The sequence below is a fragment of the Streptomyces sp. NPDC037203 genome (assembly GCF_055605065.1).
The window spans coordinates 791,014-814,604 of sequence record NZ_JBVJUC010000001.1 but is presented as its reverse complement, the minus strand read 5'-3'; the positions used below and the strand labels follow the sequence as shown (position 1 = coordinate 814,604).

General features: G+C 74.5%; 19 protein-coding genes. 9 read left to right on the top strand and 10 right to left on the bottom strand.

The window, feature by feature from the left end; translation table 11 throughout:
• Positions 1–111: 111 nt before the first annotated feature.
• The 5 genes from ACZ7EC_RS03400 to ACZ7EC_RS03380 all read right to left on the bottom strand — a co-directional run bounded on the left by ACZ7EC_RS03400 (position 112) and on the right by ACZ7EC_RS03380 (position 6,772).
• Entirely contained in the window at positions 112–2,331 is a 2,220-nt protein-coding gene (locus tag ACZ7EC_RS03400; protein WP_471057169.1) for an NADP-dependent isocitrate dehydrogenase, read from the bottom strand.
• A gap of 120 nt (positions 2,332–2,451) precedes the next feature.
• Positions 2,452–2,853, bottom strand: coding sequence for a DUF4186 domain-containing protein (locus ACZ7EC_RS03395; RefSeq protein WP_471057168.1), 402 nt, complete (start codon positions 2,851–2,853; stop codon positions 2,452–2,454).
• 19 nt (positions 2,854–2,872) lie between these two features.
• Positions 2,873–3,958, bottom strand: coding sequence for a mechanosensitive ion channel family protein (locus tag ACZ7EC_RS03390; RefSeq protein WP_471057165.1), 1,086 nt, complete (start codon positions 3,956–3,958; stop codon positions 2,873–2,875).
• 189 nt (positions 3,959–4,147) lie between these two features.
• Positions 4,148–5,659: an amino acid permease gene (locus tag ACZ7EC_RS03385; protein WP_471057162.1), complete on the bottom strand. Its 1,512-nt coding sequence runs from the start codon at positions 5,657–5,659 to the stop codon at positions 4,148–4,150.
• Positions 5,660–5,707: 48 nt separating this feature from the next.
• Positions 5,708–6,772 carry a hypothetical protein gene (locus ACZ7EC_RS03380; RefSeq protein ID WP_471057159.1) on the bottom strand — a complete coding sequence of 355 codons (1,065 nt, stop codon included), beginning with the start codon at positions 6,770–6,772 and terminating at the stop codon, positions 5,708–5,710.
• 365 nt (positions 6,773–7,137) lie between these two features.
• Between ACZ7EC_RS03380 and ACZ7EC_RS03375 the strand changes: the two genes are divergently transcribed.
• From ACZ7EC_RS03375 to ACZ7EC_RS03360, 4 genes are all read left to right on the top strand, one after another.
• Positions 7,138–8,568, top strand: coding sequence for an FGGY family carbohydrate kinase (locus ACZ7EC_RS03375; RefSeq protein ID WP_471057846.1), 1,431 nt, complete (start codon positions 7,138–7,140; stop codon positions 8,566–8,568).
• Positions 8,569–9,335: 767 nt separating this feature from the next.
• A complete protein-coding gene (locus ACZ7EC_RS03370) occupies positions 9,336–10,781 on the top strand; it encodes an FAD-dependent oxidoreductase (protein ID WP_471057843.1) in 1,446 nt (481 codons plus the stop codon).
• Complete coding sequence (locus ACZ7EC_RS03365; RefSeq protein ID WP_471057157.1) at positions 10,778–12,031, top strand: NAD(P)/FAD-dependent oxidoreductase; 1,254 nt, start codon at positions 10,778–10,780, stop codon at positions 12,029–12,031. Before ACZ7EC_RS03370 ends, ACZ7EC_RS03365 begins: the two co-directional genes overlap by 4 nt.
• A gap of 39 nt (positions 12,032–12,070) precedes the next feature.
• Positions 12,071–13,339, top strand: coding sequence for a hypothetical protein (locus ACZ7EC_RS03360; protein ID WP_471057155.1), 1,269 nt, complete (start codon positions 12,071–12,073; stop codon positions 13,337–13,339).
• A gap of 93 nt (positions 13,340–13,432) precedes the next feature.
• Here ACZ7EC_RS03360 and ACZ7EC_RS03355 read toward each other — a convergent pair whose 3' ends face one another.
• Together ACZ7EC_RS03355 and ACZ7EC_RS03350 are read right to left on the bottom strand one after the other, a co-directional pair.
• Positions 13,433–14,191, bottom strand: a complete 759-nt coding sequence (locus tag ACZ7EC_RS03355; RefSeq protein ID WP_471057152.1) for a crotonase/enoyl-CoA hydratase family protein — start codon at positions 14,189–14,191, stop codon at positions 13,433–13,435.
• A gap of 43 nt (positions 14,192–14,234) precedes the next feature.
• Entirely contained in the window at positions 14,235–15,179 is a 945-nt protein-coding gene (locus ACZ7EC_RS03350; RefSeq protein ID WP_471057840.1) for a lysylphosphatidylglycerol synthase transmembrane domain-containing protein, read from the bottom strand.
• A 284-nt stretch (positions 15,180–15,463) separates the two neighbouring features.
• Between ACZ7EC_RS03350 and ACZ7EC_RS03345 the strand changes: the two genes are divergently transcribed.
• From ACZ7EC_RS03345 to ACZ7EC_RS03325, 5 genes are all read left to right on the top strand, one after another.
• Positions 15,464–16,003 carry a (2Fe-2S)-binding protein gene (locus tag ACZ7EC_RS03345; protein WP_471057149.1) on the top strand — a complete coding sequence of 180 codons (540 nt, stop codon included), beginning with the start codon at positions 15,464–15,466 and terminating at the stop codon, positions 16,001–16,003.
• Entirely contained in the window at positions 16,000–16,995 is a 996-nt protein-coding gene (locus ACZ7EC_RS03340; protein ID WP_471057147.1) for an FAD binding domain-containing protein, read from the top strand. The genes ACZ7EC_RS03345 and ACZ7EC_RS03340 overlap by 4 nt, the downstream gene beginning before the upstream one ends.
• A 53-nt stretch (positions 16,996–17,048) precedes the next feature.
• Positions 17,049–19,154, top strand: coding sequence for a xanthine dehydrogenase family protein molybdopterin-binding subunit (locus ACZ7EC_RS03335; protein WP_471057144.1), 2,106 nt, complete (start codon positions 17,049–17,051; stop codon positions 19,152–19,154).
• 109 nt (positions 19,155–19,263) lie between these two features.
• Positions 19,264–19,689: a cold shock domain-containing protein gene (locus ACZ7EC_RS03330; protein WP_471057141.1), complete on the top strand. Its 426-nt coding sequence runs from the start codon at positions 19,264–19,266 to the stop codon at positions 19,687–19,689.
• A gap of 99 nt (positions 19,690–19,788) precedes the next feature.
• Positions 19,789–20,550, top strand: a complete 762-nt coding sequence (locus ACZ7EC_RS03325) for a thioesterase II family protein (protein ID WP_471057138.1) — start codon at positions 19,789–19,791, stop codon at positions 20,548–20,550.
• Between the two features lie 48 nt (positions 20,551–20,598).
• Here ACZ7EC_RS03325 and ACZ7EC_RS03320 read toward each other — a convergent pair whose 3' ends face one another.
• The 3 genes from ACZ7EC_RS03320 to ACZ7EC_RS03310 are packed head-to-tail and all read right to left on the bottom strand — an operon-like array spanning position 20,599 to position 23,381.
• Positions 20,599–21,780 carry a cytochrome P450 gene (locus ACZ7EC_RS03320; RefSeq protein ID WP_471057136.1) on the bottom strand — a complete coding sequence of 394 codons (1,182 nt, stop codon included), beginning with the start codon at positions 21,778–21,780 and terminating at the stop codon, positions 20,599–20,601.
• Positions 21,781–21,826: 46 nt separating this feature from the next.
• Positions 21,827–23,182, bottom strand: a complete 1,356-nt coding sequence (locus tag ACZ7EC_RS03315) for an NAD(P)/FAD-dependent oxidoreductase (RefSeq protein ID WP_471057133.1) — start codon at positions 23,180–23,182, stop codon at positions 21,827–21,829.
• Positions 23,172–23,381, bottom strand: coding sequence for a ferredoxin (locus tag ACZ7EC_RS03310; RefSeq protein WP_046420515.1), 210 nt, complete (start codon positions 23,379–23,381; stop codon positions 23,172–23,174). The genes ACZ7EC_RS03315 and ACZ7EC_RS03310 overlap by 11 nt, the downstream gene beginning before the upstream one ends.
• Between the last annotated feature and the right edge of the window lie 210 nt (positions 23,382–23,591).

Here is a 23,591-nt window from a genome sequence, read left to right as displayed (position 1 = left end):
CACGTCCTGTTAGGAGCCCCCCCCCCCGTCCCCCCCCTCCGTGGAAGGGAAACCCCCCCCCCCCCCCCCCCCGGGGGGGGGGGGTGGCCCCCGGTGCGATGCGGGCCCGGATCAGCTGAGCGAGGCCAGCGCCGCGTTCCAGGTGGCCGACGGGCGCATCACCGCGTCCGCCTTCTCCTGGTCGACGCGGTAGTAGCCGCCCAGGTCGACCGGCTTGCCCTGGACGCCGTTCAGCTCGGCCACGATCTTCTCCTCGTCGGCCGCGAGGGACTCGGCGAGCGGCGCGAACGCCTTGGCCAGGTCGGCGTCGTCGGTCTGCTTGGCCAGCTCCTGCGCCCAGTACAGGGACAGGTAGAAGTGGCTGCCGCGGTTGTCGATGCCGCCGAGGCGACGGGTCGGGGACTTGTCCTCGTCGAGGAAGGTCGCCGTGGCGCGGTCCAGGGCGTCCGCCAGGACCTTGGCGCGGGTGTTGCCGGTGGCCGCCGCGTACTGCTCGAGCGAGGGCACGAGCGCGAAGAACTCGCCGAGCGAGTCCCAGCGCAGGTAGTTCTCCTTGACCAGCTGCTGGACGTGCTTGGGCGCCGAGCCGCCGGCGCCGGTCTCGAACAGGCCGCCGCCCGCCATCAGCGGGACGATGGACAGCATCTTGGCGCTGGTGCCCAGCTCCAGGATCGGGAACAGGTCGGTCAGGTAGTCGCGCAGCACGTTGCCGGTGACCGAGATGGTGTTCTCGCCGCGGCGGATGCGCTCCACCGACAGCTTGGTGGCCTCGATCGGGGACAGGATCCGGATGTCCAGGCCCTCGGTGTCGTGCTCCGGCAGGTACTGCTCGACCTTGGCGATCAGCTGCGCGTCGTGGGCGCGGTTCTCGTCCAGCCAGAACACGGCCGGGTCGCCGGTGGCGCGGGCGCGGGTGACGGCCAGCTTGACCCAGTCGCGGATCGGGGCGTCCTTGGTCTGGCAGGCGCGGAAGATGTCGCCCTGCGCCACGGCCTGCTCCAGGACCACGTTGCCGGCCGGGTCGACCAGGCGGACCGTGCCGTCGGCCGGGATCTCGAAGGTCTTGTCGTGGGAGCCGTACTCCTCGGCCTTCTGCGCCATGAGGCCGACGTTCGGCACCGAGCCCATGGTGGCGGGGTCGAAGGCGCCGTTCGCGCGGCAGTCCTCGATCACGGCCTGGTAGACGCCGGAGTAGCTGTGGTCCGGCAGCACCGCGAGGGTGTCGTGCTCCTGGCCGTCCGGGCCCCACATGTGGCCGGAGGTGCGGATCATCGCCGGCATGGAGGCGTCCACGATGACGTCCGAGGGGACGTGCAGGTTGGTGATGCCCTTGTCGGAGTCGACCATGGCCAGCGCCGGGCCGTCGGCCAGCTCGGCGTCGAAGGACGCCTTGATCTCGGCGCCCTCGGGCAGGTTCTCCAGGCCCTTGTAGATGCCGCCGAGGCCGTCGTTCGGGGAGAGACCGGCCGTCTTGAGCGTCTCGCCGTACTTCGCGAACGTCTTCGGGAAGAAGGCGCGCACCACGTGACCGAAGATGATCGGGTCGGAGACCTTCATCATCGTGGCCTTCAGGTGCACCGAGAACAGCACGCCCTCCTGCTTGGCGCGGGCGACCTGCGCGGCGAGGAACTCGTTGAGGGCGGCGGCGCGCAGCACGGCGGCGTCCACGACCTCACCGGCGACGACCTTCAGCGGCGCGCGCAGCTCGGTGGTGGTGCCGTCGGCGCCGACCAGCTCGAAGCGCAGGGTGGTGTCCTCGGCGATCACCGTGGACTTCTCGGTGCTGGCGAAGTCGTCGTCGCTCATGGTCGCCACGTTGGTCTTGGACTCGGAGGTCCAGGCGCCCATGCGGTGCGGGTGGGTCTTGGCGTAGTTCTTCACCGAGGCCGGGGCACGGCGGTCGGAGTTGCCCTCGCGCAGGACCGGGTTGACCGCCGAGCCCTTGATCTTGTCGTAGCGGGCGCGGATCTCGCGCTCCTCGTCCGACTTCGGGTCGTCCGGGTAGTCCGGCAGCGCGTAGCCCTTGCCCTGCAGCTCGGCGATGGCGGCCTTGAGCTGCGGGATGGACGCCGAGATGTTCGGCAGCTTGATGATGTTGGCCGAGGGGGTCTTGGCAAGCTCGCCCAGCTCGGTCAGCGCGTCCGCGATGCGCTGGTCCTCGGTCAGGTACTCCGGGAAGACGGCGATGATGCGCCCGGCCAGCGAGATGTCGCGGGTCTGCACGGGCACACCGGCCTGCGAGGCGTACGCCTGGACCACTGGCAGGAACGAATGCGTCGCCAGGGCCGGGGCCTCGTCTGTGTACGTGTAGATGATGGTCGAGTCAGTCACCGGGTGCTCCGCTCCACGTCTGCAACATTGCTCGACATCAAGATATCTCGTGCCGGGGGCGGGCTCGACAGGGGTGGTGTTCCGGGGCCGCTGTTTTCCGCCGCCGGCCCGCCCGCCCGGTCAATCACTTCCGCCCGCCTCCCCGGCCCCGCGGGCGAGCTCGCGCTCGATCCAGCGGCAGATCACGTCCACCACGTACACGTGCTCGGCCCTGCTGAGCTGCCGTCCCGCGGGGATGCCGTGCCAGCGCAGCAGACAGCTCCGGCAGCAGGTCGCGGTCGCGTGCTGGGCCACGAAGACGGGATGCCCCCGGTACGGCGTCTGCTTTCCGTCCTTGTACGGCGCGGCCGGCGCGAGCCGTTTCGCGATCAGGTCGTACGCGTGCCACCTGAGGGTGGCCGGCCCCTTCTCCCCGGCGACGGCCCGCTCCCGCCCCCGCAGCCGGAACCGCGCCCGGAACGGCTGCCGGGCGAGGGCGTCGAGACGCTGGTCGAGGGCACGGGGGTCGGGCGAAACGGTCATCTCGTACGAGGATACGGCCCTACTCGGACGCCCGCCGTGCCGCGTCCCCCGCGTTCCGCTGCTGCGGGATCGTGAAGCCGCCCTGCTGGAGGGCGACGGTGCGGACCGGGGAGGGGATGTGGATGTTCTCCCGCTGGTAGCGGCGGTGCAGGCGTTTGATGAACTCGTGCTTGATCCGGTACTGGTCGCTGAACTCGCCGATACCGAGGATCACCGTGAAGCCGATGCGGGAGTCGCCGAAGGTGTGGAAGCGGATCGCGGGCTCGTGGTCCGGCAGCGCGCCCGGCACCTCCCGCATGACCTCCGTGACCACCTCGGCGGTCACCCGCTCCACGTGCTCCAGGTCGGCGTCGTAGCTCACCCCCACCTGCACCGGCACCGTGAGCCGCTGCTCGGGCCGCGTGTAGTTGGTCATGTTGGCCTTGGCGAGCTGGCCGTTGGGGATCACCACCAGGTTGTTGGACAGCTGGCGGACCGTCGTCTGGCGCCAGTTGATGTCGACGACGTAGCCCTCCTCGCTGCTGCTCAGCTGGATGTAGTCGCCCGGCTGGACGGTCTTGGAGGCCAGGATGTGGATGCCGGCGAAGAGGTTGGCGAGGGTGTCCTGGAGCGCGAGGGCCACCGCGAGACCGCCGACGCCCAGCGCGGTGAGCAGCGGCGCTATCGAGATCCCGAGGGTCTGGAGCACCACCAGGAAGCCGATGGCCAGCACCAGCACCCGCGTGATGTTGACGAAGATCGTCGCCGAGCCCGCCACGCCCGAGCGCGACTGCGTGACCGTGCGCACCAGCCCGGCGATCACCCGCGCCGCGGACAGCGTGGCCACGAGGATCAGCCACACCTCCAGCACTTGATCGGTGTGATGCCGCACGGCCTTGGTGAGGGGCAGTACGAGCGCCGCGGCGGCCACCCCGCTGGCGATCAGCGCCCACGGCACGATCGAGCGCAGCGCGTCCACGATGACGTCGTCGCCGCTCCAGCGGGTCCGCTTGGCGTGCTTGGCCAGCCAGCGCAGCAGCGAACGGGAGAGGAAGGCGGCCACCAGGCCCGCCGCGACCGCGATGCCGGCGATCACGGCGTCGTCCAGGGTCAGCGCGCGGTTCACCGGCCACCTCCGGCGGCGGGGGTTCGTACGGAGGGCCGTATACGGGGTCTCGTCACGTTGTCACCTGCTCGATGTGCGGGATGTGCGAACGTGCCGGCCCCGGAACTCCGGTGACCGGCACGAGCGTTCATCCTGCCGTATCCGGAACGCGCCCTACCACCGGGACCGCTGGAGCCCGCGGGCCCCCGATCAGATGATGCCCTCGGCGAGTTCGGCCTGGTCGCGGTCGCTGCCGTAGGCCGCCGTCGGGGTGCCGTACGAGCGGCGGGCCACGTACCACCAGACGCTGGCGAGGAGGAGGACGACGGCCAGGGCGACGGCCGCGTAGTTCATCGTGCCGACGGTGACCGGCGAGGATTGCGGCAGGCAGAACAGGACCGTGACACACGCCACCCACACCACCGCGACCCAGCCGACCGGCCTGCTCCACCGGCCCAGGTGCCAGGGCCCGCGGCGGAACCGGTCGCCCGCCCGCAGCCGCAGCAGCACCGGGATGGCGTACGCGGGGGTGATGCCGATGACGTTGATGGCGGTCACCGCGTTGTACGCCGTGGCCGAGTACAGCGACGGCAGCGCGAGCACCCCGGCGACCCCCACCGACAGCCATACGGCGGCCACCGGGGTCTGGGTGCGGGCGCTGACCGTGCGCCACAGCCGGGAGCCGGGCAGCGCGCCGTCCCGGCTGAACGCGAACACCATCCGGCTGGCGGCGGCGACCTCGGCGTTCCCGCAGAACAGCTGGGCCACGATCACCACCAGCAGCAGCGCCTTCGCGCCGCCGGTGCCGAGACCGTCGAGCAGGATCTGCGCGGGCGGCACCCCGGTGGCCGTGGTGCGCGTGGCGTCGTAGTCCTGGATGGCGAAGGTGAGACCGGCGAGCAGCGCGAAGCCGGCCAGCCAGGACACCCAGATGGCCCGCACGATGCCCTTGGCCGCGGACACCGAGGCGCGCGAGGTCTCCTCGGACAGATGGGCGGAGGCGTCGTAGCCGGAGAAGGTGTACTGGGCGAGCAGCAGGCCGATCGCGGCCACGTAGAGCGGGTTCGACCAGCCGGTCTCGTTGACGAACGTGGTGAACACGAAGGACGGCGACCGGTGGTGGTCGGGCACGATCGCGAGCGCGCCGACGATCAGCCCGACCCCCGCCAGGTGCCACCAGACGCTGACCGAGTTGAGCAGGCTGACGACGCGGACACCGAACAGGTTCAGCACCGCGTGCAGCAGCAGGATGGCGCAGAAGATCAGCATCGTCCTGCCCGGCGTCGGCGCGAACCCCCACTGGAGATTGGCGAACGCGCCGGTGAACAGGGCGGCGCCGTAGTCGATTCCGGCGATCGCGCCGAGCAGTCCCAGCAGGTTCAGCCAGCCCGTGTACCAGCCCCAGCGGCGGCCGCCGAGCCGGTCGGCCATGTAGTACAGGGCGCCCGAGGTCGGATAGGCGCTGGTGACCTCGGCGAGCGCGAGCCCTACGCACAGCACGAACAGGCCGACGCCCGCCCAGCCCCACAGCATCACGGCGGGCCCGCCGGTGTTCAGGCCGAATCCGTACAGGGTCATACAGCCGGACAGGATGGAGATCACCGAGAAACTGATCGCGAAATTGCCGAAACCGCCCATGCGGCGGGCGAGTACGGGACGGTAGCCGAGCTCGCGCAGGCGCCGTTCCTCGTCCTGCTGGGGCAGCTCTGGGGAGGGGGACATGGGGGACCTCCGGGGGTGGGGGGCCTGCGGGGGGCCTGCGGCGCGGTGTCAGGGGCAGGGGTGGCTTCCGGTGCGGGGTACGGCGCAGACGTCGGCGCAGGCCCCGGTCCGGGGGCCGGCGCTGTCGGCCAGGGCGCGGCAGTGGTCGCGGGCCCGTGTGAACACGTCCACCGCACGACCGCCGTCCTGGGCGCGGTACACCCAGGGCAGCGGGCTGAAGTACGGGCCGATCGCCTCGAACACCCGGTCCGCGCAGGCGAATCGGCGGGCTGCCCACAGGGCGTGCGCCAGGTGGTTGAGGTCCGGCTGCGCGCGCCGGACCGGTGGCGCGTGCTCGAACCAGGAGTGCAGCGCGCGGCTCGCCTCGCCAACGGCGGCGTCCGTGGCCCAGTGCGTGTCGGGGCGGCGCGCGCGGCGGTGGCGTTCGACGCGCACGTAGAGCGGGAGGAGGTGCAGGGCCGAGCCGCGCGGGGCCCGCGCCGCGGCCCAGCGGGCGTAACCGGCGGCGTCCGCCCACCGGTCCCGGTCGTCGTCGGCCCGCGCAGGGTCGTCCGCCCCGCCCCGCGCGTACAGGAACTGGAGCATCCGGTGATGGGCCTCGCGGTTGAACGGGTCGCGCTCGGCGGCCTCGGCCAGCAGCCCCCAGGGGCCCGGCCCGAGGTGCGGCTCGGGCGCGTCGGCCCGGTGTTCCGCCCAGCGCTGTCCGGGGTCCAGCTGGGCCAGGGCGAGCAGGCAGATCCAGGGCACCGGATCGTGCGGCGCGAGCCGGGTGGCGGTGTCGGCGGCGTCCCACGCCTCGATCCACAACTCGTGGGCGCGCAGGTGCCGTTCGCGCCGCGCCCGTAACGCCCGCTCCACCCCGACCCGCGCCCGCATCACCGCCGCGTGGGTGCTGTCCGGTTCCTCCGCGAGCCAGGCGCGCACCACGTCGCTGCCCGCGGCCGCCGCCGCGAGGATCTGGGTGCGCTGGGTCCACCGCCACCCTTCGGTGGTCTCCGCGAGCAGGGCGCGCATGGCCACCCAGCGCCCTGTGCGCAGCTCCTGGAGCACTGCGCGCAGGGCGTGGTCGGGTCCCGCGGGGTCGTAGGAGGGTCTCGCTCCGTCGCGTGCCATCAGCCGGAGCCCCGGAGCCGGTGACACGCGGACGCGGCGGCGGAGTGAGGTGGCAACAGCCCTCCCCTGGGCGGTGCGTGGTGGTCGGCGGACACTATAGGGGCGGTGGTTGCGCCCCACCATTATTGCCAACTCAATTAGCCATTCCGGAGAGTTGCAAGATCATCGCCCGCGCGGCGCGGGAAGATCCCCGGTCCCCCTCGGGTCGGCTTGACGCCGGATGCGGGCGGCGGCAGGCTGACGCGGTGATCTCTGGTGCGGGCGCGGGAGGGCGCGGATGACGGGGCCGGTGCGGCGGCAGGGCCCGGTGTGGTGACGGGGCCCGGTGGGGTGGCGGGCTCCGCTGCGGTGGCGGGGCCGGCGTGGTGAACGGGCCGGTGCTCGCCGTCGACCAGGGCACCTCCGGCACCAAGGCCCTCGTGGTCTGCCCGGAGCGGGGCGTCCTCGGTACCGGGTACGCCGAGGTCCGCCCCCGGCACCGGCCCGGCGGGCTGGTCGAGGTGGACCCGGACGCGCTGTACGACTCGGTGCTCACCGCCGGCCGCGGCGCCCTCGCCGAGGCCGGGGAGCGTGTCGTGGCCCTGGGCCTCGCCAACCAGGGCGAGACCGTCCTCGCCTGGGACCCCGCGACCGGCCGCCCGCTCACCGGCGCCCTGGTCTGGCAGGACCGCCGCGCCGAGACCGTCTGCGCCGAACTCGCCGAGCACGCCGATGAGTTGAGGCAGCTCACCGGCCTCCCGCTGGACCCGTACTTCGCGGCGCCCAAGATGGCCTGGATCCGCCGCCATCTCACCCGCGAGGGCGTCGTCACCACGTCGGACGCCTGGCTGGTGCACCGCCTCACCGGCGCCTTCGTCACCGACGCCGCCACCGCGGGCCGCACCCAGCTCCTCGACCTCGACCGGGTCCGGTGGTCCTCCCGTGCCCTCGACCTCTACGGCCTCACCGGCGAGCGCCTCCCGGAGATCACCGACGTCGCCCAACCAATTGGACTCACACGGGAGTTCGGCTACGGCATCCCGCTCACCGGGCTGATCGTGGACCAGCAGGCCGCGCTGCTCGCCCAGCGCGTCACCGCCCCCGGCGCCGCCAAGTGCACCTACGGCACCGGCGCCTTCCTGCTCGCGCACACCGGCGAACGCCCCCGGCGCGGCGGCTCGGGTCTGGTCAGCTGCGTGGCCTGGCGGCTGGGCGGGGCGACCAGTTACTGCCTGGACGGCCAGGTCTACACGGCCGCCTCCGCGGTGCGCTGGCTCGCCGACCTCGGGGTGATCGGCTCCGCCGCCGACCTCGACCCGGTCGGCGGCGCCGTCCCCGACAGCGGTGGCGTCACCTTCGTACCCGCGCTCGCCGGACTCGCCGCCCCCTGGTGGCGCGGTGAGCTGCGCGGCTCCCTCACCGGGCTCGGCCTCGACACCACCGCGGGACATCTGGTGCGCGCCCTGTGCGAGGGCATCGCCGCCCAGGTCGCGGAACTCGCCGAAGCGGCCGCGGGCGACCTCGGCACCCCGCTCGGCACGCTGCGCGTCGACGGCGGCCTCACCCGCTCCGCGCTGCTCATGCAGACCCAGGCCGACCTGCTGCAACGGCCCGTCGAGGTGTCCGCGCTGCCCGACGCCACCGCGCTCGGCGCCGCCACCCTCGCCCGCCTCGGCGCGGACCCCGCTCTCGACGCCGCCGAGGCCCTGCCCGAGCGGCGCCCCGCCGCCGTGTACGAGCCCCGCGTCCCCGCCGACCAGGCGGCCGAACGCCGCGCCCGCTTCCGCGCGGCCGTCGCCGCCCTGCCCGGCTTATGAGGGGCCCCGGCAAGGGTGGGCGGCCGCCGGGGCTAGGGAACACCGGCCAGGTCCCGCCGGACACCGGTCACGTGCCGCAGGTCGCACGCCGGATGGGCTGGGGCGCGGGTCCGACCCCGGCGTTCCTGGCCGTGGCTGTCGAGGCCGCGCGCCCGGCCGTCACGGCCGAGCCTGCGCGCCTGGCCGTGGCGGCCGACGCCGTGCCTCCGGCCGTCGCCGCCGAGCCCGTGCCCTCGGCCGTGGCCGCCGAGGCGGCGCGCCCGGCTGTGACCGCGGAGCTGGCACACCTGGTCGTTACGGCCGCCGCCGTGCCTCCGGCCGTGGCCGCTGAGCCCGTGCCCTCGGCCGTGGCCGCCGAGGCGGCGCGCCCGGCTGTGACCGCGGAGCTGGCACACCTGGTCGTTACGGCCGACGCCGTGCCTCCGGCCGTCGCCGCCGAGGCGGTGCGCCCGGCCGTGGCCGCTGAGCCCGTGCCCCCGGCCGTGGCTGCCGAGGCCGCGCGCCCGGCCGTGGCTGCCGACGCCGTGCCTCCGGCCGTCACCGCTGAGTCCGTGCCCTCGGCCGTGGCTGCCGAGGCCGCGCGCCTGGCCGTCGCCGCCGAGCCCGCGCCCCCGGCCGTCACCGCGGAGCCCGTGCCCCCGGCCGTGCCCGCCGAGGCCGCGCGCCCGGCCGTCGCCGCTGAGGCCGCGCGCCCAGCCGTCACCCCCGAGCCCGCGCCCCCGGCCGTCACAGCCGACGCCGTGCCCCCAGCCGTCACCGTCGAGCCCGTGTCCCCAGCCGTCACCGTCGAGGCCCCGCGCCCGGCCGTCACCGTCGAAGGGCCGCTCCCCGACCGGCCGTACGATGTCGCGATCGTGGGCGCGGGTGTCGTCGGTTGTGCCATCGCCCGCCGGCTCGCCCGCCACCCGCGCCTGCGTGTCGCCCTGGTCGAGGCGCAGGACGACGTGGGCCAGGGCACCTCCAAGGCCAACACCGCGATCCTGCACACGGGGTTCGACGCCGACCCCGGCACCCTGGAGGCCCGGCTGGTGCGTGAGGGATACGCCCGGCTCGCGCGGTACGCGGCCGAGTCCGGCATCCCCGTCGAACCTGTCGGCGCGCTGCTCGTCGCCTGGGACGAGGAACAGCTCGCCGCCCTGCCCCGGCTCGCCGAGAAGGCGGCGGCCAACTCCTGCGCTGACGCACGCCCGTTGAGCCGGGCGGAGCTGTACGCCCGCGAGCCGCACCTCGGCCCCGGCGCGCTCGCCGCCCTGCACATCCCCGGCGAGAGCATCATCTGCCCCTGGTCCACCACCCTGGCCTACGCCACCCAGGCCGTCCGCGCCGGGGTCGACCTGCACCTCGACACCGCGGTCGAGCGGGTTACGTGGGAAGACGGCCACCGCCTGCACACCTCCCGCGGCCCCCTGCGCGCCCGCTACCTCGTCAACGCCGCCGGACTGGGCGCCGACACCCTCGACCACCGCCTCGGATACGACGACTTCGATGTCACCCCGCGCCGCGGCCAGCTCCTGGTGTTCGACAAACTCGCGCGTCCCCTGGTCCGGCACATCCTGCTGCCCGTACCGACCGCGCTCGGCAAGGGAGTTCTGGTCGCGCCCACCGTGTACGGCAACGTCCTGCTCGGCCCCACCGCCGAGGACCTGGACGACAGACGGGCCACCGGCACCACCGCCGAGGGCATCGCCCTGCTGCGGGAGCGGGGCCGCCGGATCCTGCCCGCACTGATCGAGGAGGAAGTCACCGCCGCCTACGCCGGGTTGCGCGCGGCCACCGGTCAGGAGGACTACCGGATCACCGCGCACCCCGAGCGGTCGTACGTCACCGTCGGCGGCATCCGCTCCACCGGCCTGACCGCCTCCCTGGCCATCGCCGGGCACGTCACCGCACTGCTCATCGGGGCGGGCCTCGACCCCGGCCCGGAACGCGACCTCGAACCGGTGCGCATGCCCAACCTCGGCGAGGCGTTCCCGCGTCCCCACCAGGACCCGGAGCTGATCGCCGCCGACCCGGCCTACGGCACCCTCGTCTGCCACTGCGAGCGGGTCTCCCTCGGTGAGATCCGCGACGCCCTCGCCGGTCCGATCCCGCCCCGCGGGCTGGACGGCCTGCGCCGCCGCACACGGGCGCGGGCGGGCCGCTGCCAGGGGTTCTACTGCGGGGCGGCGGTACGGGAGTTGTTCGAGCGGCAGGGAAGGGGCGAGCCCGTATGACGGCCGTACGGCACATCGACGTCCTGGTGGTCGGCGCAGGGCCCGCGGGGCTCGCCGCGGCGGCCCGGCTCGCCGCCGCCGGAGCCGGCCGGGTGGAGGTCCTGGAGCGGGAGGAACGGCCCGGCGGAGTGCCCCGGCACTGCGCCCACGGCGGCTTCGGCACCTGGACCCGCCCGCTGACCGGCCCGCAGTACGCCCGCCTGCTCGCGGCGGCCACCGTGCGGTCCGGCGCACTGATCCGGACCCGAACCACCGTGCTGGACTGGCAGGTTGGAGGCGCACCGGGCACGAACGTGCTGCTGACCGTCGGGCCCGACGGCCCCGAGACGCTCGCGGCGCGGACCGTCGTCCTCGCCACCGGGGCTCGCGAACGCCCCCGCGCGGCCCGCCTGGTGCCCGGCACCCGGCCCGCCGGCGTCTACACCACCGGCGAACTCCAGCAGGCGGTCCACCTGTTCGGGCAGCACATCGGCACCCACGCGGTGGTGGTCGGCGCGCAGGACGTGTCGTACGAGGCGGCCCGGACGCTCCGCACGGCCGGCGCCGAGGTCGTCGCCCTGGTCACCGAACACCCCGGCGCCCGCACCAGCCGCGTCCGCGCGCGATCGGCCCGGCTGGTCCAGGGCATTCCGCTGCTGACCGGCACCACCGTCACCGAACTCCTCGGCCGCGGGCGGCTGTCCGGCGTCCGCGTGCGCCACCGGGACGGCCGTACGACCGTACTTCCCTGCGACACCGTCGTCTTCACCGGCGACTTCGTCCCGGACCACGAACTCGCCCGGCGCGGCGCCCTCGATCTCGATCCGGGCACCCGAGGACCCGCCGTGCACAGCACCCTGCACACCTCGCGCCCCGGCGTCTTCGCCGCCGGGAACCTCCTGCACGCCGTGGAACCTGCCGGCACCGCGGCCCGCGAGGGCGCCAGAGCGGCCGGTGCCGTCCTCGGCCACCTGGCGGGCGCCCCCTGGCCCCGCCGCGGCGTCCCGGTCACCGTCGAACCGCCACTGCGCTGGATCACCCCCAACCGCGTCGACCCGGAACGCACCGGCCCGTCCGCGCCGCCCCACCTCCTGCGCACCGACACCCCCCTGCCGCGTCCCGTCCTGTACGTCCGTCAGGACGGCCGCCTGCTGCACCGCGCCCGCCTCGGCCCCGGCACCGCCCGCCCGCACCGCACCCTCGGACTCGGCGGATCCTGGCACGGGCGGGTGGACCCCGAGGGCGGTGAGGTGCGGGTGAGCGCCGGCTGAACCGGGAGCGTTGTCAGTCCCGCGTGCGACAGTGCCGTCGTGACTGAGATCAACACTCCGGCGCCCGCGCTGTCCGGCCTCGACGCCGTCGACTGGTCCGCGCTGACGCACGCCTACGGCCCCGCCGACGACGTGCCGGGACTGCTGCGCTCCCTGTGCTCCCCGGACGCGGAGCGGCGCCACAAGGCCCTGGACGCGCTCTACGGCAACATCTTCCACCAGGGCAGCCGTTACCCGGCCACGGCCGCCGCGGTGCCGTTCCTGGTCCGGATGGCGACGGACCCCGCGGTGCCCGACCGTGCCGCCTGCCTGGAACTGCTGGCCGCGCTCGCCATCGGCTACGACGAGGCGCATCTGCCCGGCGGCGTCGCGATCGCCGAGTGGCGGTCCGCCGTCGAGGAGGTCCGCGCGCAGGACCGGGAGGCGATACGCGCCGAGTACGACGCCTGGGTCGAGGCGGCGGGCGACGACAAGGAGCGGCGGGTGCGGGAGTTCCGCCGCGACATGTACGACCATGACCAGCACCTGGAGGCCATGGCGGCCGAACTGGACGCGTACGACGCGGTGCGCGCCGGGATACCGGCCCTGCTGCCCCTGCTCGGGGACACCGACGCGGCCGTACGGACGGCCGCCGCGTATGTGCCGGCCTGGTTCCCGGAGGCGGCCGGGCAGAGCCTGCCGCGGCTGCTGGCGGCGCTGGACGGGGAGCGCGAGCCGGTGGTCCTGGCCACCATGCTGGTCACCGCCGGACTGCTCGGCGACGACGAGAGCGGGCCCGGACTGGCGTTCCGGCTGCGGCCGTTCCTCGCCGCCGGTGAGCCGGTGGTGCGCTGGGCGGCGGCCACCGCGCTGGCCCGGCTCGGCGGTCAGGGCGTCGAGGCGGCCGTCACCGCCGGGGTGCCGGACGAACTCGCCGCCGTGATGGAGGAGTCGCGGCCCGGCATGCCGCGCCTGCCGTTCCACGAGGGCGACCTGCGCGGCTACTCCGCCGCCTCCCTCACCCTGCTCGCCGACCGGTACCCGCGGCAGGCCCTGGACGCGGTGACCGACGGGCTCGCGGCCACCTCCGGCCCGGCGAGCTTCCCCGTCGCCACCGCTGCCCTGCGCCTCGCCTTCGGCGAACCCGCCCCGGACGGACCCGGCGCCTTCACGGAGCTGACCGAACCCCAGCGCCGCCTGGTCCGGGTCCTCGCCGGACTCTCCACGGACACCTGGCAGTGGGCGAACTTCTGGGGGATCGTCCGCTCCTGGGGCCTGCCCACCCCCCGCGCCGAACTGCGCGCCTACGCCGGACTGCCCGAGGAGTGACCCCGAGGGGGCTCGCACGGGGTGTGCTGATGCCCCTCTGCCGCATGCGCCCACCCGGTGTGCCCGCACGCGATGGGCGCGCACCCGGCGTGTTCAGCCGAACGAGCCGTGCCGCCCCGCTCCCGAGGCGAACCGGGCGGCGCCCTCGGTGCTCTCGGCCAACACGCCCACCCCGTGGCGGAGTTCGCCGAGCAGCGCTGTCTCCTCCGGGAGTCCCTCCTGGTCGAGGACCGAGGCCCGGTCGCTGCGCAGACACGCCTGCGGGAACCGGGCGATCTCCGCGGCCAGCGCCTGCGCCTCGGCGCGGGCGGTGCCGTTCGGCACCACCCGATTGGCGAGCCCCATCGCGTACGCCTCCCGCGCCGGCACGGGACGGCCGGTCAGGATCAGGTCCATGGCCCGGCTCGTCCCGATCAGCCGGGGCAGCCGTACGGTCCCGCCGTCGATCAGCGGCACCCCCCAGCGGCGGCAGAACACGCCGAACACCGCGTCCTCCTCGGCCACTCGCAGATCGCACCACAGCGCCAGTTCCAGACCGCCCGCCACCGCGTGCCCGGCGACCGCCGCGATCACCGGCTTGGACAACCGCAGCCGGGTCGGACCCATCGGCCCGTCGCCGTCCTCGGCCACCCGGTTGCCCCGCTCGGTGCCGATCGCCTTCAGATCGGCCCCCGCGCAGAACGTGCCGCCCTCACCCCACAACACCGCCACCCGCGCGTTCTCGTCCGCCTCGAACGCCCTGAAGGCGGCGGCGAGTTCGGCGGCCGTCGGCCCGTCCACGGCGTTGCGCGCCGCGGGCCGGGACAGGACGACGGTGGTGACGTACTCCTCGCGCTCCACGCGGACGGGCACGGCGGGCACTCCCTCTCCAGATAGCTGGGAGGGCCACTCTGCCTCAGACGACCTTCAGCCGCACCAGCGCCCCCAGCGTCAGCGCCCCCGGCAGCAGCGGCGCCCACACCGTGATGATCCGGTAGGCCAGCACCACCGCCGTGGCCTGCGCCGCCGGACCGCCCACCGCGACCAGGGCCACGATCAGCGCGGCCTCGACCGAACCGAGCCCGCCCGGCGTGGGCACCAGGGCCACCGCGACCGTCGCCGCGAGATAGGCGAGCGCCAGGTGCGCGGGCGGCACCGGCAGCCGCAGCGCCTGGCCGACCGCGGCCAGCCCGGCCGCCTGGAGGGCCGGGAAGGCCAGCGCACCGCCCCACAGGGCCAGGGCGCGCACCGGCCGGGTGTGCACGGAGCGCGCCTCGCCCGCGGCCGTCCGCACGAACGCGGCGACCCGCGCGCGCAGCGGCCGTACCAGCGCCCCGGCGGCCACCACCGCCACCGGCAGCCCGGCCGCGCCCAGCAGCAGCGGCGTCGAACCGTCCGGCAGCAGCGGGCCGAGCCGCAGCGCGCCGGGGAAGGCGAGCAGCAGGGCGGCCAGCAGACCGAGCCGGCCCGCGCTCTCCGCGAGCAGATACAGGGCGAGCGCGGCCGCGGAGCGGGCCGGCGGCACCCCGCACACGGTCATGAAGCGCAGGTTCACCGCGCCCGCGCCGAGCCCGGCGGGCAGCAGGTGGTTGGCCGAGGCCGCCGCGAACTGGGTGGCCAGCAACCGCCCCTTGGGCAGCGCCTGCACCACCGCGCCCTGCCGGGTGACGGCCGCCGCCACCCAGGTCAGACAGGTGGCACCGGCCGCCACGAGCAGCCAGGGCCAGGACGCGGTGCGCAGCTGCCCGACGCCCGCGGCGAGAGTCGAGCGATTGCGTACGGCGGCCACGGACACCAGCGCGAGCGGCAGCAGGCACAGCACCTGGCGGACGGCAGCGCGCCGGGGGAGGCCGCGGGGCAGACGGGGGAGTCGTACCCGCGAGAGCGGAGGAGTGGGGACGGCAGTCACAACCGCAGAGGGTCCCGGCGCCTCCCCAACGGCGGATGGCGTCGCCGGGGACGGCGGCTTACCGGCAGTGGTCGGCGGGGTCACGGAGCCCCCGGTTCCTCGCGAGCGCCCCGAAACCCGGACGTCGAAGACGACGGTGCTGTGCCGTGCCCCCGCCCCCGCCCCACGTGTGAGCCCGGCGAAGCTGGATACGCGGAGCGCACGGCACCACGGTCCGTCCGGAAGGTCCCTCTGCGATGACCAGCGAAAACGCGTCCGCTCCGGGTTCGGAGATCACTCTGAGGGTGAACGGCAAGCCGCACACCCTGTACGTCGACCACCGCCGCGTCCTCCTGGACCTGCTCCGCGAGGACCTCGGACTCACCGGCGCCAAGAAGGGCTGCGATCACGGCCAGTGCGGGGCCTGCACCGTGCTGGCCGGAGGGCGCCGGCTCAACAGCTGCCTGCTGCTGGCGGTGACCCTCGACGGCGCCGAGGTCACCACCGTCGAGGGCCTGGGCGGCGACGGCGAGGAACCGCATCCGCTCCAGCGCGCCTTCCTCGACCGCGACGCCTTCCAGTGCGGCTACTGCACGCCGGGCCAGCTCTGCTCCGCCGCCGGCATGCTCGCCGAGGCCGCGGCCGGCCACCCGTCCCACGTCACCGACCCCGCCGCCCCCTCCGGCCAGCCCGTCGCGCTGGACCGGACCGAGATCCGCGAGCGGATGAGCGGCAACCTGTGCCGCTGCGGCGCGTATCCGGGCATCGTCGCGGCAGTGGAGGACGTGATCCGGTGAACGGCTTCGGATACCTCAGGCCCACCATGCTCCAGGAAGCCGCGGAGGCGTACGCCGCCCACCCCGGCGCCCGCTATCTGGCCGGCGGCACCAACCTGGTCGACCTGATGAAGCTCGGCGTCGAACACCCCGCCTTCCTCGTCGACGTCGGCGCCCTGCCCCTGGACGGCATCGAGGAACTGCCCGACGGCTCACTGCGGGTCGGCGCCACCGTCCGAAACAGCGACCTCGCCGCCGACCCGCGCGTCCGCGACCGCTACCCGGCGCTCTCCCAAGCCCTCCTCGCCGGCGCCTCCGGCCAGCTCCGCAACGCCGCCACCACCGGCGGCAACCTCCTCCAGCGCACCCGCTGCCCCTACTTCCAGGCCCTGGACAAACCCTGCAACAAGCGCGAGCCGGGCAGCGGCTGCGGCGCCCTGGAAGGCGTCCACCGCGACCACGCGGTCCTCGGCTGGTCCGATCAGTGCGTCGCCACCCACCCCTCCGACATGGCCGTCGCCCTCGCCGCCCTGGACGCACAGGTCGAGCTGTACGGCATCGACGGGACCCGCGGCATCCCGGTGGCCGACTTCCACCGGCTGCCCGGCGAACACCCCGAGCGGGACACGGAGATCCGCCCCGGCGAGATCATCACCGGCGTGCTCCTGCCGGCCGCCACCGCCGGGCTGCCCTCCGCCTACCGCAAGGCCAGGGACCGGGCGTCGTACGCCTTCGCGCTCGCCTCCGTGGCCGTCGTACTGCGGGTCGCGGACGGCGCGATCGAGCAGGTGGGCCTCGCCTTCGGCGGGCTCGCGCACAAACCCTGGCGGGCCCGCCGCGCCGAGGAGGCCCTGCACGGCGCCGCCCCCACCCCGGCCGCCCTGGAACGCGCCGTCGACCTCGAACTGGCCGCCGCCCGGCCCCTGGGCGAGAACGCCTACAAGGTGCCCCTCGCCCGCAACCTCGCCCTCGACGTCCTCGGCCGCCTCACCCCGGCCCCCGCCGTGGCCTGACCGCCCCCCGGACAGGAGGATTCATGGCATCCGACCAGGTGACAGGAGCACCCATGCGCCCCACCGAGAGTGTCCTCGGCGCGCCCGCCGAGCGCCTGGAGGGGCGGCAGAAGGTCACCGGCGCCGCCCGCTACGCCGCCGAGCACCCGCTGTCGGGCCGCGCCCACGCCTGGCCGGTGCCCGCCGCGGTGGTGCGCGGCCGCGTCGCCGAGGTGGACAGCTCGGCCGCCCGCGCCCTGCCCGGCGTCCTCGCCGTCCTCACCCCCGGCGACGCGCCCAGGGTCGCCGCACCCGAGGACGCCACCCTCGCCGTCCTCCAGGACCCGCATGTCCCGCACCGGGGCTGGTGCGTCGCCCTCGTGGTGGCCGAGACCCTGGAGACGGCGCGGGCCGCCGCCCTGCTGGTGCGCGTGCGCTACGACAGCGAGCCGTACGACGTCGGACTGACCGAGGACCACCCGCGGGCCTACGAACCGGACCAGGCCAACGCCGGGCTGCCCGGCCGCGTCGATCACGGCGGTCCCGAGGCCGCCCTCGCGGCGTCGGGGACCACCGTCGACGTCCGCTACCGGGTGCCGCCGCTGCACAACCACCCGATGGAGCCGCACGCGACCACGGCCCACTGGGTCGACGACCGGCTCACGGTGTACACCTCCAGCCAGGGCGGCACGACCGCCCGTGGTGTGCTCGCCCAGATGTTCGAGCTGCCCGAGGATCACGTCACCGTGGTGAGCGAGCACGTCGGCGGCGGCTTCGGCTCCAAAGGCACCCCGCGCCCCGATCTGATCCTCGCGGCGATGGCCGCCCTGCGCACCGCCCGCCCGGTCACCCTCGCCTACCCCCGCCGCTACCTGCCCACCGTCGTCGGCCACCGCGCCCCCACCCTGCACCGGCTGCGCCTCGCCGCCGACCCGGACGGCCGGCTGACCGCGCTGGCGCACGAGGTCACCACGCAGACCTCGCGAGTGAAGGAGTTCGTGGAACAGGCCGCGGTGCCCGCCCGCGTCATGTATGCCACGCCGAACCTGCACACCCTCCACCGCGTCGTCGCCCTCGACGTGCCGACCCCCTCCTGGATGCGGGCCCCCGGCGAGTCGCCCGGTATGTACGCCCTGGAGTCCGCCGTGGACGAACTCGCCGAGGCCCTCGGCATGGACCCGGTCCAGCTGCGCATCCGCAACGAGCCGGAGCGCGAACCCGGCAGCGGCAAGCCGTTCAGCAGCCGGCACCTGGTGCAGTGCCTGCGCGAGGGGGCCCGCAGGTTCGGCTGGGCCGACCGCGATCCGCGCCCTGGCACCCGCCGCGAGGGCCCCTGGCTGCTCGGCACCGGCGTCGCCGCCGCCACCTACCCGGCCTCCGCCGTCCCGGCCACCGCCACCGCCCGCGCCCTGCCCGACGGCACCTTCGTCGTGCGGATCAACGCGACCGACATCGGCACCGGGGCGCGTACCGTCCTCGCCCAGATCGCCGCCGACACCCTCGCCACCACTCTGGAGCGGGTGCGCATCGAGATCGGGCACAGCGACCTGCCCCCGGCCTGGCTGGCCGGCGGTTCCACCGGCACCGCCTCCTGGGGCTGGGCCGTACACGACGCCTGCGCCGACCTCGCCGAACGGCTCGCCGCCCGCGAGGGCCCGCTGCCCGCCGAGGGTCTCGAAACCCATGCCGACACCGCGGGCCGCGCCGACGCCGAGGTCCCCTACGCCCGGCACGCCTTCGGCGCCCATTTCGCCGAGGTCGCCGTCGACAGCGTCACCGGCGAGACGCGGGTGCGCCGGCTCCTCGGCGTCTTCGCCGCCGGGCACATCCTCAACTCCCGTACCGCGTGGTCCCAGTTCACCGGTGCCATGATCATGGGCCTGGGCATGGCCCTCACCGAGGGCAGCACCCTGGATCCCGCGTTCGGCGACTTCCCCGAGTGCGACCTCGCCTCCTACCACGTGCCCGCGAACGCCGACGTGCCCGACGTCGAGGCGCACTGGATCGACGAGGACGACACCCACCTGAACCCCATGGGCAGCAAGGGCGTCGGCGAGATCGGCATCGTCGGCACCGCCGCGGCCATCGGCAACGCCGTCCACCACGCCACCGGCGTCCGCTTCCGTGAACTGCCCCTCACCCCCGACCGGATCCTCGCCGGACTGCTGGCCGCGGGGTGACGCCCGGCGCACGGCCGCCGGAGCGGGGGTCGAATCCGGGGCCGAAGCTGTGTAAGTTCACCTGCGTTGTCGTTGTGCTGGTGTTGCTGGAGGGGTGTGGGCTGTGCTGATGACCGGCAAGGTGCTGCGTTTCGACGAGGTCCGCGGATACGGGTTCATCGCCCCGTCCGAACCGGGCGAGGACGTCTTCATGCACGCGAACGACCTGCTGGACGAGAAGTACCTCTACCACGAGGGCAGCGAGGTCGAGTTCCACCTGGAGATGGGCGAGAAGGGCCCGAAGGCGTCCCAGATCCGGCTGGTCTACCAGCCCTCCTCGCACCGCCTGCCCAACCGCCCGGTCTTCTCCGACGGTTCCGCCGCCGCCCGCCCCGCCGCCGCTCCGTCCGGCGAGAGCACCGGCGCGGCCCGTTTCCGCAGCGAACTGACCGAGATCCTGGTCACCTCGGTCGACTCCCTCACGGCCGCGCAGATCCGCCAGGTCAGGGAGCGTGTCGTCGAACTGGTCCGGGAAAAGGGCTGGTTGACCGCCTGACCGCCTGACCGCCTGACCGCCTGACCGGGCTCGCCGGGGCCCCGTCCCGACCGGCGAGGCACCTGCGCCCCCCTTCGTCCCCGGCCCTTGGAGCACTCCGTGACGACAGCCTGCCCGACCGGCGACCCGTGGGTGCGCCGCTTCCACCCCGCGCCGCAGGACACCGGCCGGCTGGTGTGCTTCCCGCACGCAGGCGGCTCGGCGACCTTCTACTTCCCGCTCTCCGCCGCCCTGCGCGACGCGGCCGACGTGGTCGCGGTCCAGTATCCGGGGCGGCAGGACCGGCACGCGGAGAAGGGCATCGAGACCATCGCGGAACTGGCCGACCGCGCCCACGAGGCGCTCCAGCCGTACGCCGACCGCCCGTTGACGTTCTTCGGGCACAGCATGGGCGCGATCGTCGCCTTCGAGGTCGCCCGCCGCTTCGAACGCGACGGCGAGGGCCCCGTCCACCTCTTCGCCTCCGGGCGCCGCGCCCCGTCCGCCGCCGCGGGCGAGAACGTGCACCGGCAGGACGACGACGGCCTCATCGCCGAACTGCGCCGGCTCAGCGGCACGGACGACCGGCTGCTGGACGACGAGGAGATCCTGCGCATGGTCCTCCCTGCCCTGCGCAGCGACTACACGGCCATCGAGACCTACCGCGCCACGCCCTCCACCGTCGTCACCGCCCCCATCACCGCCCTCACCGGCGACGCGGACCCCCGCGTCAGCCCTCGGGAGGCGCACGCCTGGCGCGGCCACACCACCGGCGCCTTCGACCTGGAGGTCTTTCCGGGCGGCCACTTCTACCTCTCGGACCGGTTCACCGAGATCGCGGCGCTCGTGCGCACCCGGCTGACGGCCCCGGACCCCCGCTGACCACGCCGGAAATCCGGGTCGTGCCGGTCAGAGCCGCAGCCGTGCCGGTCAGAGCCGCAGCGTGAGGTGCCGCGGCCCCCGCAGCATCGCGTTCTGCCGGTACGGCGGCGGGTCCTCGACGAGTTCCGCCGTGGCCAGCCGGGGGAGCAGCGCGGCGAGTGCGGACTGGGCCTCCAGGCGGGCGAGCGGGGCGCCGTAGCAGAGGTGGACACCGGAGCCGAAGCCGAGGTGCTGGTTGTCGGGGCGGGCCGGGTCGAAGCGGTCGGGGTCGGTGAAGCGGCGCGGGTCCCGGTTGCCCGAGGCCAGGGCCAGGAAGACGGAGGAGCCGCGCGGGAGCGTGGTGCCGGCGATGTCGAAGTCGGCGAGGGGGATGCGCTCGCGCATGTGCACCGGGGGTTCGAAGCGCAGCAGTTCCTCCACCGCCCGCGGCAGCAGCTCGGGTTCCCGGCGCAGCCGGTCCAGTTCCGCAGGGTTGCGCAGCAGGGTCAGCACCCCGTTGGTGATGAGGTTGACGGTGGTCTCGTGCCCGGCGATCAGCAACAGCACCGCCGTTTCGGCCAGTTCCTCGCGGGTGAGCCGCAGTTCGGGGTCGGGTTCACTGACGAACGCGGACAGGAGGTCGTCGCCCGGACGGTCGCGCCGCTGCTCGGCCAGGCCCACCAGGTAGCCGCCCATCTCCTGGCGGGCCCGTTCGGCGTCGTCCCGCGGTGCCGAGCTCGCGTCCGGCCGTACGTCGGCGGACGCCACCAGGGTGTCCGACCAGGCCCGGAACAGCGGTTCGTCCTCGTGCGGCACGCCGAGCAGCCGGCAGATCACCGTGACCGGCAGCGGATAGGCGAACTCGTCCACCAGGTCGACCTGGCCGCCGGACTCGAACGGCGCCAGCAGCTCCTTGGTGATGTTGTCGATCTCGGTGCGCATCCCGTCCACGCGGTGCGGCGTGTGCGGCGGGCCGAACGGCCGCATGGCCAGCGTGCGCAGCCGGTGGTGCTCCGGGTCGTCCAGGCGCAGGAACGGCGGCTTGGCGGTCTCCAGGCCGCGGGTGCGGGGGTCGGCGCTCATCCGGGGATCGTGCAGCAGCGCGGCGACCTCGTGGTAGCCGCCGACCAGCAGACTGCCGTCGGACTGCGGCACCACGGCGCCGGCCTCGCGCAGCTCCGCGTACAGGGGGTAGGGGTCGGGGCGGCTGGCGTAGTCGGTGATCCTGGCCAGCAGGGTGCCGGAGTCCATGGCGGCTCCTCGAAGTGGGCGTGGGGGCGGCGGATCGCCGCCGGGGTCATACGACCGTCAGCCGGCGGTCCGGGAGATAGCCGGTCAGCGCGACCGTCGGGCCGTGGGACAGCACCGACGGGTCCGGTACGTCGGACGGCACCGGGACCTCGGCCGCGAGGGCCCGGTCGGCCGCGCCCGCCGGGGGCGGGAACGGCGCACCGGTCTCGATCAGGTGCTGGTAGTAGTCGAGCGACTTGGCCATGTCGACGGTGACCGCGGCGGTGACCCGGCCCCGGTAGCCGTAGACCATGGCGAGCCGGCGCGCCTCCAGCGAGCCCTGCGCGATGACCACGTGGTCGGAGTAGGTGGGCACCCCCACCGACTTGATGTTGAGCCCGAACTGCGTCGACCAGAACGTCGGCAGCGCCAGGTGCGGGCGGCGCAGCGGACCGGGGTTGACCATGTTGTGGGCGGCGACCTCGGCCTGGACGACCGCGTTGCCCCAGTGCTCCAGGGACAGCAGCTGGTAGCCGAACAGGGGGTGCGGGAAGCGGGAGACGTCGCCGGCCACGAAGACGTCGTCGGTGACGATGCCGTACATGGTGAAGGCCCGGCAGCCGGCGTCGCAGGCCAGCCCGCGCGGGCCCGCCGCGAGCCCGGACTCCGCCAGCCACTCCACATTGCGCACCGCGCCGAGCGCCACCACGCACACGTCCGCGTCCACCCGGCTGCCGTCGGACAGCTCCACGCCGGTGAAGGTCTTGTCGCCGAGCAGCCTGGTCACCGTCACCCCGGTGCGCAGGTCCACGCCGTGGTTGCGCTGCATCACGGCCGCGAGCTTGGACAGGGTGCCGCCGAGCGCGCCGACCAGGGGGGCGGGGCCGCGTTCGGTGACCGTGACCTCCAGGCCGCGTTCCCGGCAGGCCGAGGCGATCTCGGAGCCGGTGAAGCCGCCGCCGATGACCAGCACCCGCCGGGGCCCCGCGTCCAGCCGGGCGGCGAGCCCGGCGGCGTCCTCGCGGGTGCGCACGGTGAACACACCGTCCAGTGCGGCTTCCTCCGGCTTCGGCCAGGGCCGGGCGCGGGTGCCGGTGGCGATCAGCACCCGGTCGTACGGCAGTGACTCGCCGCCCTCCAGCAGGACCCGCTTGCCCAGTGTGTCCAGTCCCGTGGCCCTTACACCGAGCAGCCACTCGGCCTTGGGGTCGTGGCGCATCGGCAGCCCGGTGGACTCGGCGGGCGCGACGCCGAGCAGCACCTGCTTGGACAGCGGCGGGCGGTCGTACGGCGGGTGGGGTTCGTCCCCGACCACTGTCAGGGAGCCGGTGAAACCCTGGTCGCGCAGCGCCTCCGCGGCCCGCAGACCGGCCAGCGAGGCGCCCACGACGACGATCCGGCCGTCCGTGAGGTCATCGGGCACCGCCGCTCACCTCCTCCCCGAGGAGAATGGCCTGTACCGGACAGGCCGCGGCGGCCTGGCGCACCCGTTCGACTTGATCGTCGGGGACGGCCGGGGCGTACAGCAGCCCTTCCTCGCCGTGCAGCCGGAACACGTCCGGCGCGAGGAACACGCACTGTGCGTAGCCCTGGCAGCGCGTGAGGTCGACAACGGTCTGCATGGCAACCACTTCCTCCTCCGCCGTACCCACCCCCTCGTGTCCAGCATGGAGCGAGACCGCGGCGCGCGCACGGCCACCCGGCGGCGGTCGGCGGGACGCGCTCCAACTCCCCGGCGCGAACGGCTGCTTGTCGTGTCCGGAGGAAAGCCGGCAGGTCCGCGGCCCCGCGGGAATCGGCGTGGAAAAACTGGTCCAACCAGTTGACCACTG

Excerpts from the sequence above, each read along its gene's own strand:
- ACZ7EC_RS03335 (WP_471057144.1), top strand. The coding sequence starts at position 17,049 with ATGCGCCCCACCGAGAGTGTCCTCGGCGCGCCCGCCGAGCGCCTGGAG.
- ACZ7EC_RS03365 (WP_471057157.1), top strand. The coding sequence starts at position 10,778 with ATGACGGCCGTACGGCACATCGACGTCCTGGTGGTCGGCGCAGGGCCC.
- ACZ7EC_RS03310 (WP_046420515.1), bottom strand. The coding sequence starts at position 23,381 with ATGCAGACCGTTGTCGACCTCACGCGCTGCCAGGGCTACGCACAGTGC.
- ACZ7EC_RS03320 (WP_471057136.1), bottom strand. The coding sequence starts at position 21,780 with ATGGACTCCGGCACCCTGCTGGCCAGGATCACCGACTACGCCAGCCGC.
- ACZ7EC_RS03385 (WP_471057162.1), bottom strand. The coding sequence starts at position 5,659 with ATGTCCCCCTCCCCAGAGCTGCCCCAGCAGGACGAGGAACGGCGCCTG.
- ACZ7EC_RS03345 (WP_471057149.1), top strand. The coding sequence starts at position 15,464 with ATGACCAGCGAAAACGCGTCCGCTCCGGGTTCGGAGATCACTCTGAGG.
- ACZ7EC_RS03330 (WP_471057141.1), top strand. The coding sequence starts at position 19,264 with ATGACCGGCAAGGTGCTGCGTTTCGACGAGGTCCGCGGATACGGGTTC.
- ACZ7EC_RS03395 (WP_471057168.1), bottom strand. The coding sequence starts at position 2,853 with ATGACCGTTTCGCCCGACCCCCGTGCCCTCGACCAGCGTCTCGACGCC.
- ACZ7EC_RS03380 (WP_471057159.1), bottom strand. The coding sequence starts at position 6,772 with ATGGCACGCGACGGAGCGAGACCCTCCTACGACCCCGCGGGACCCGAC.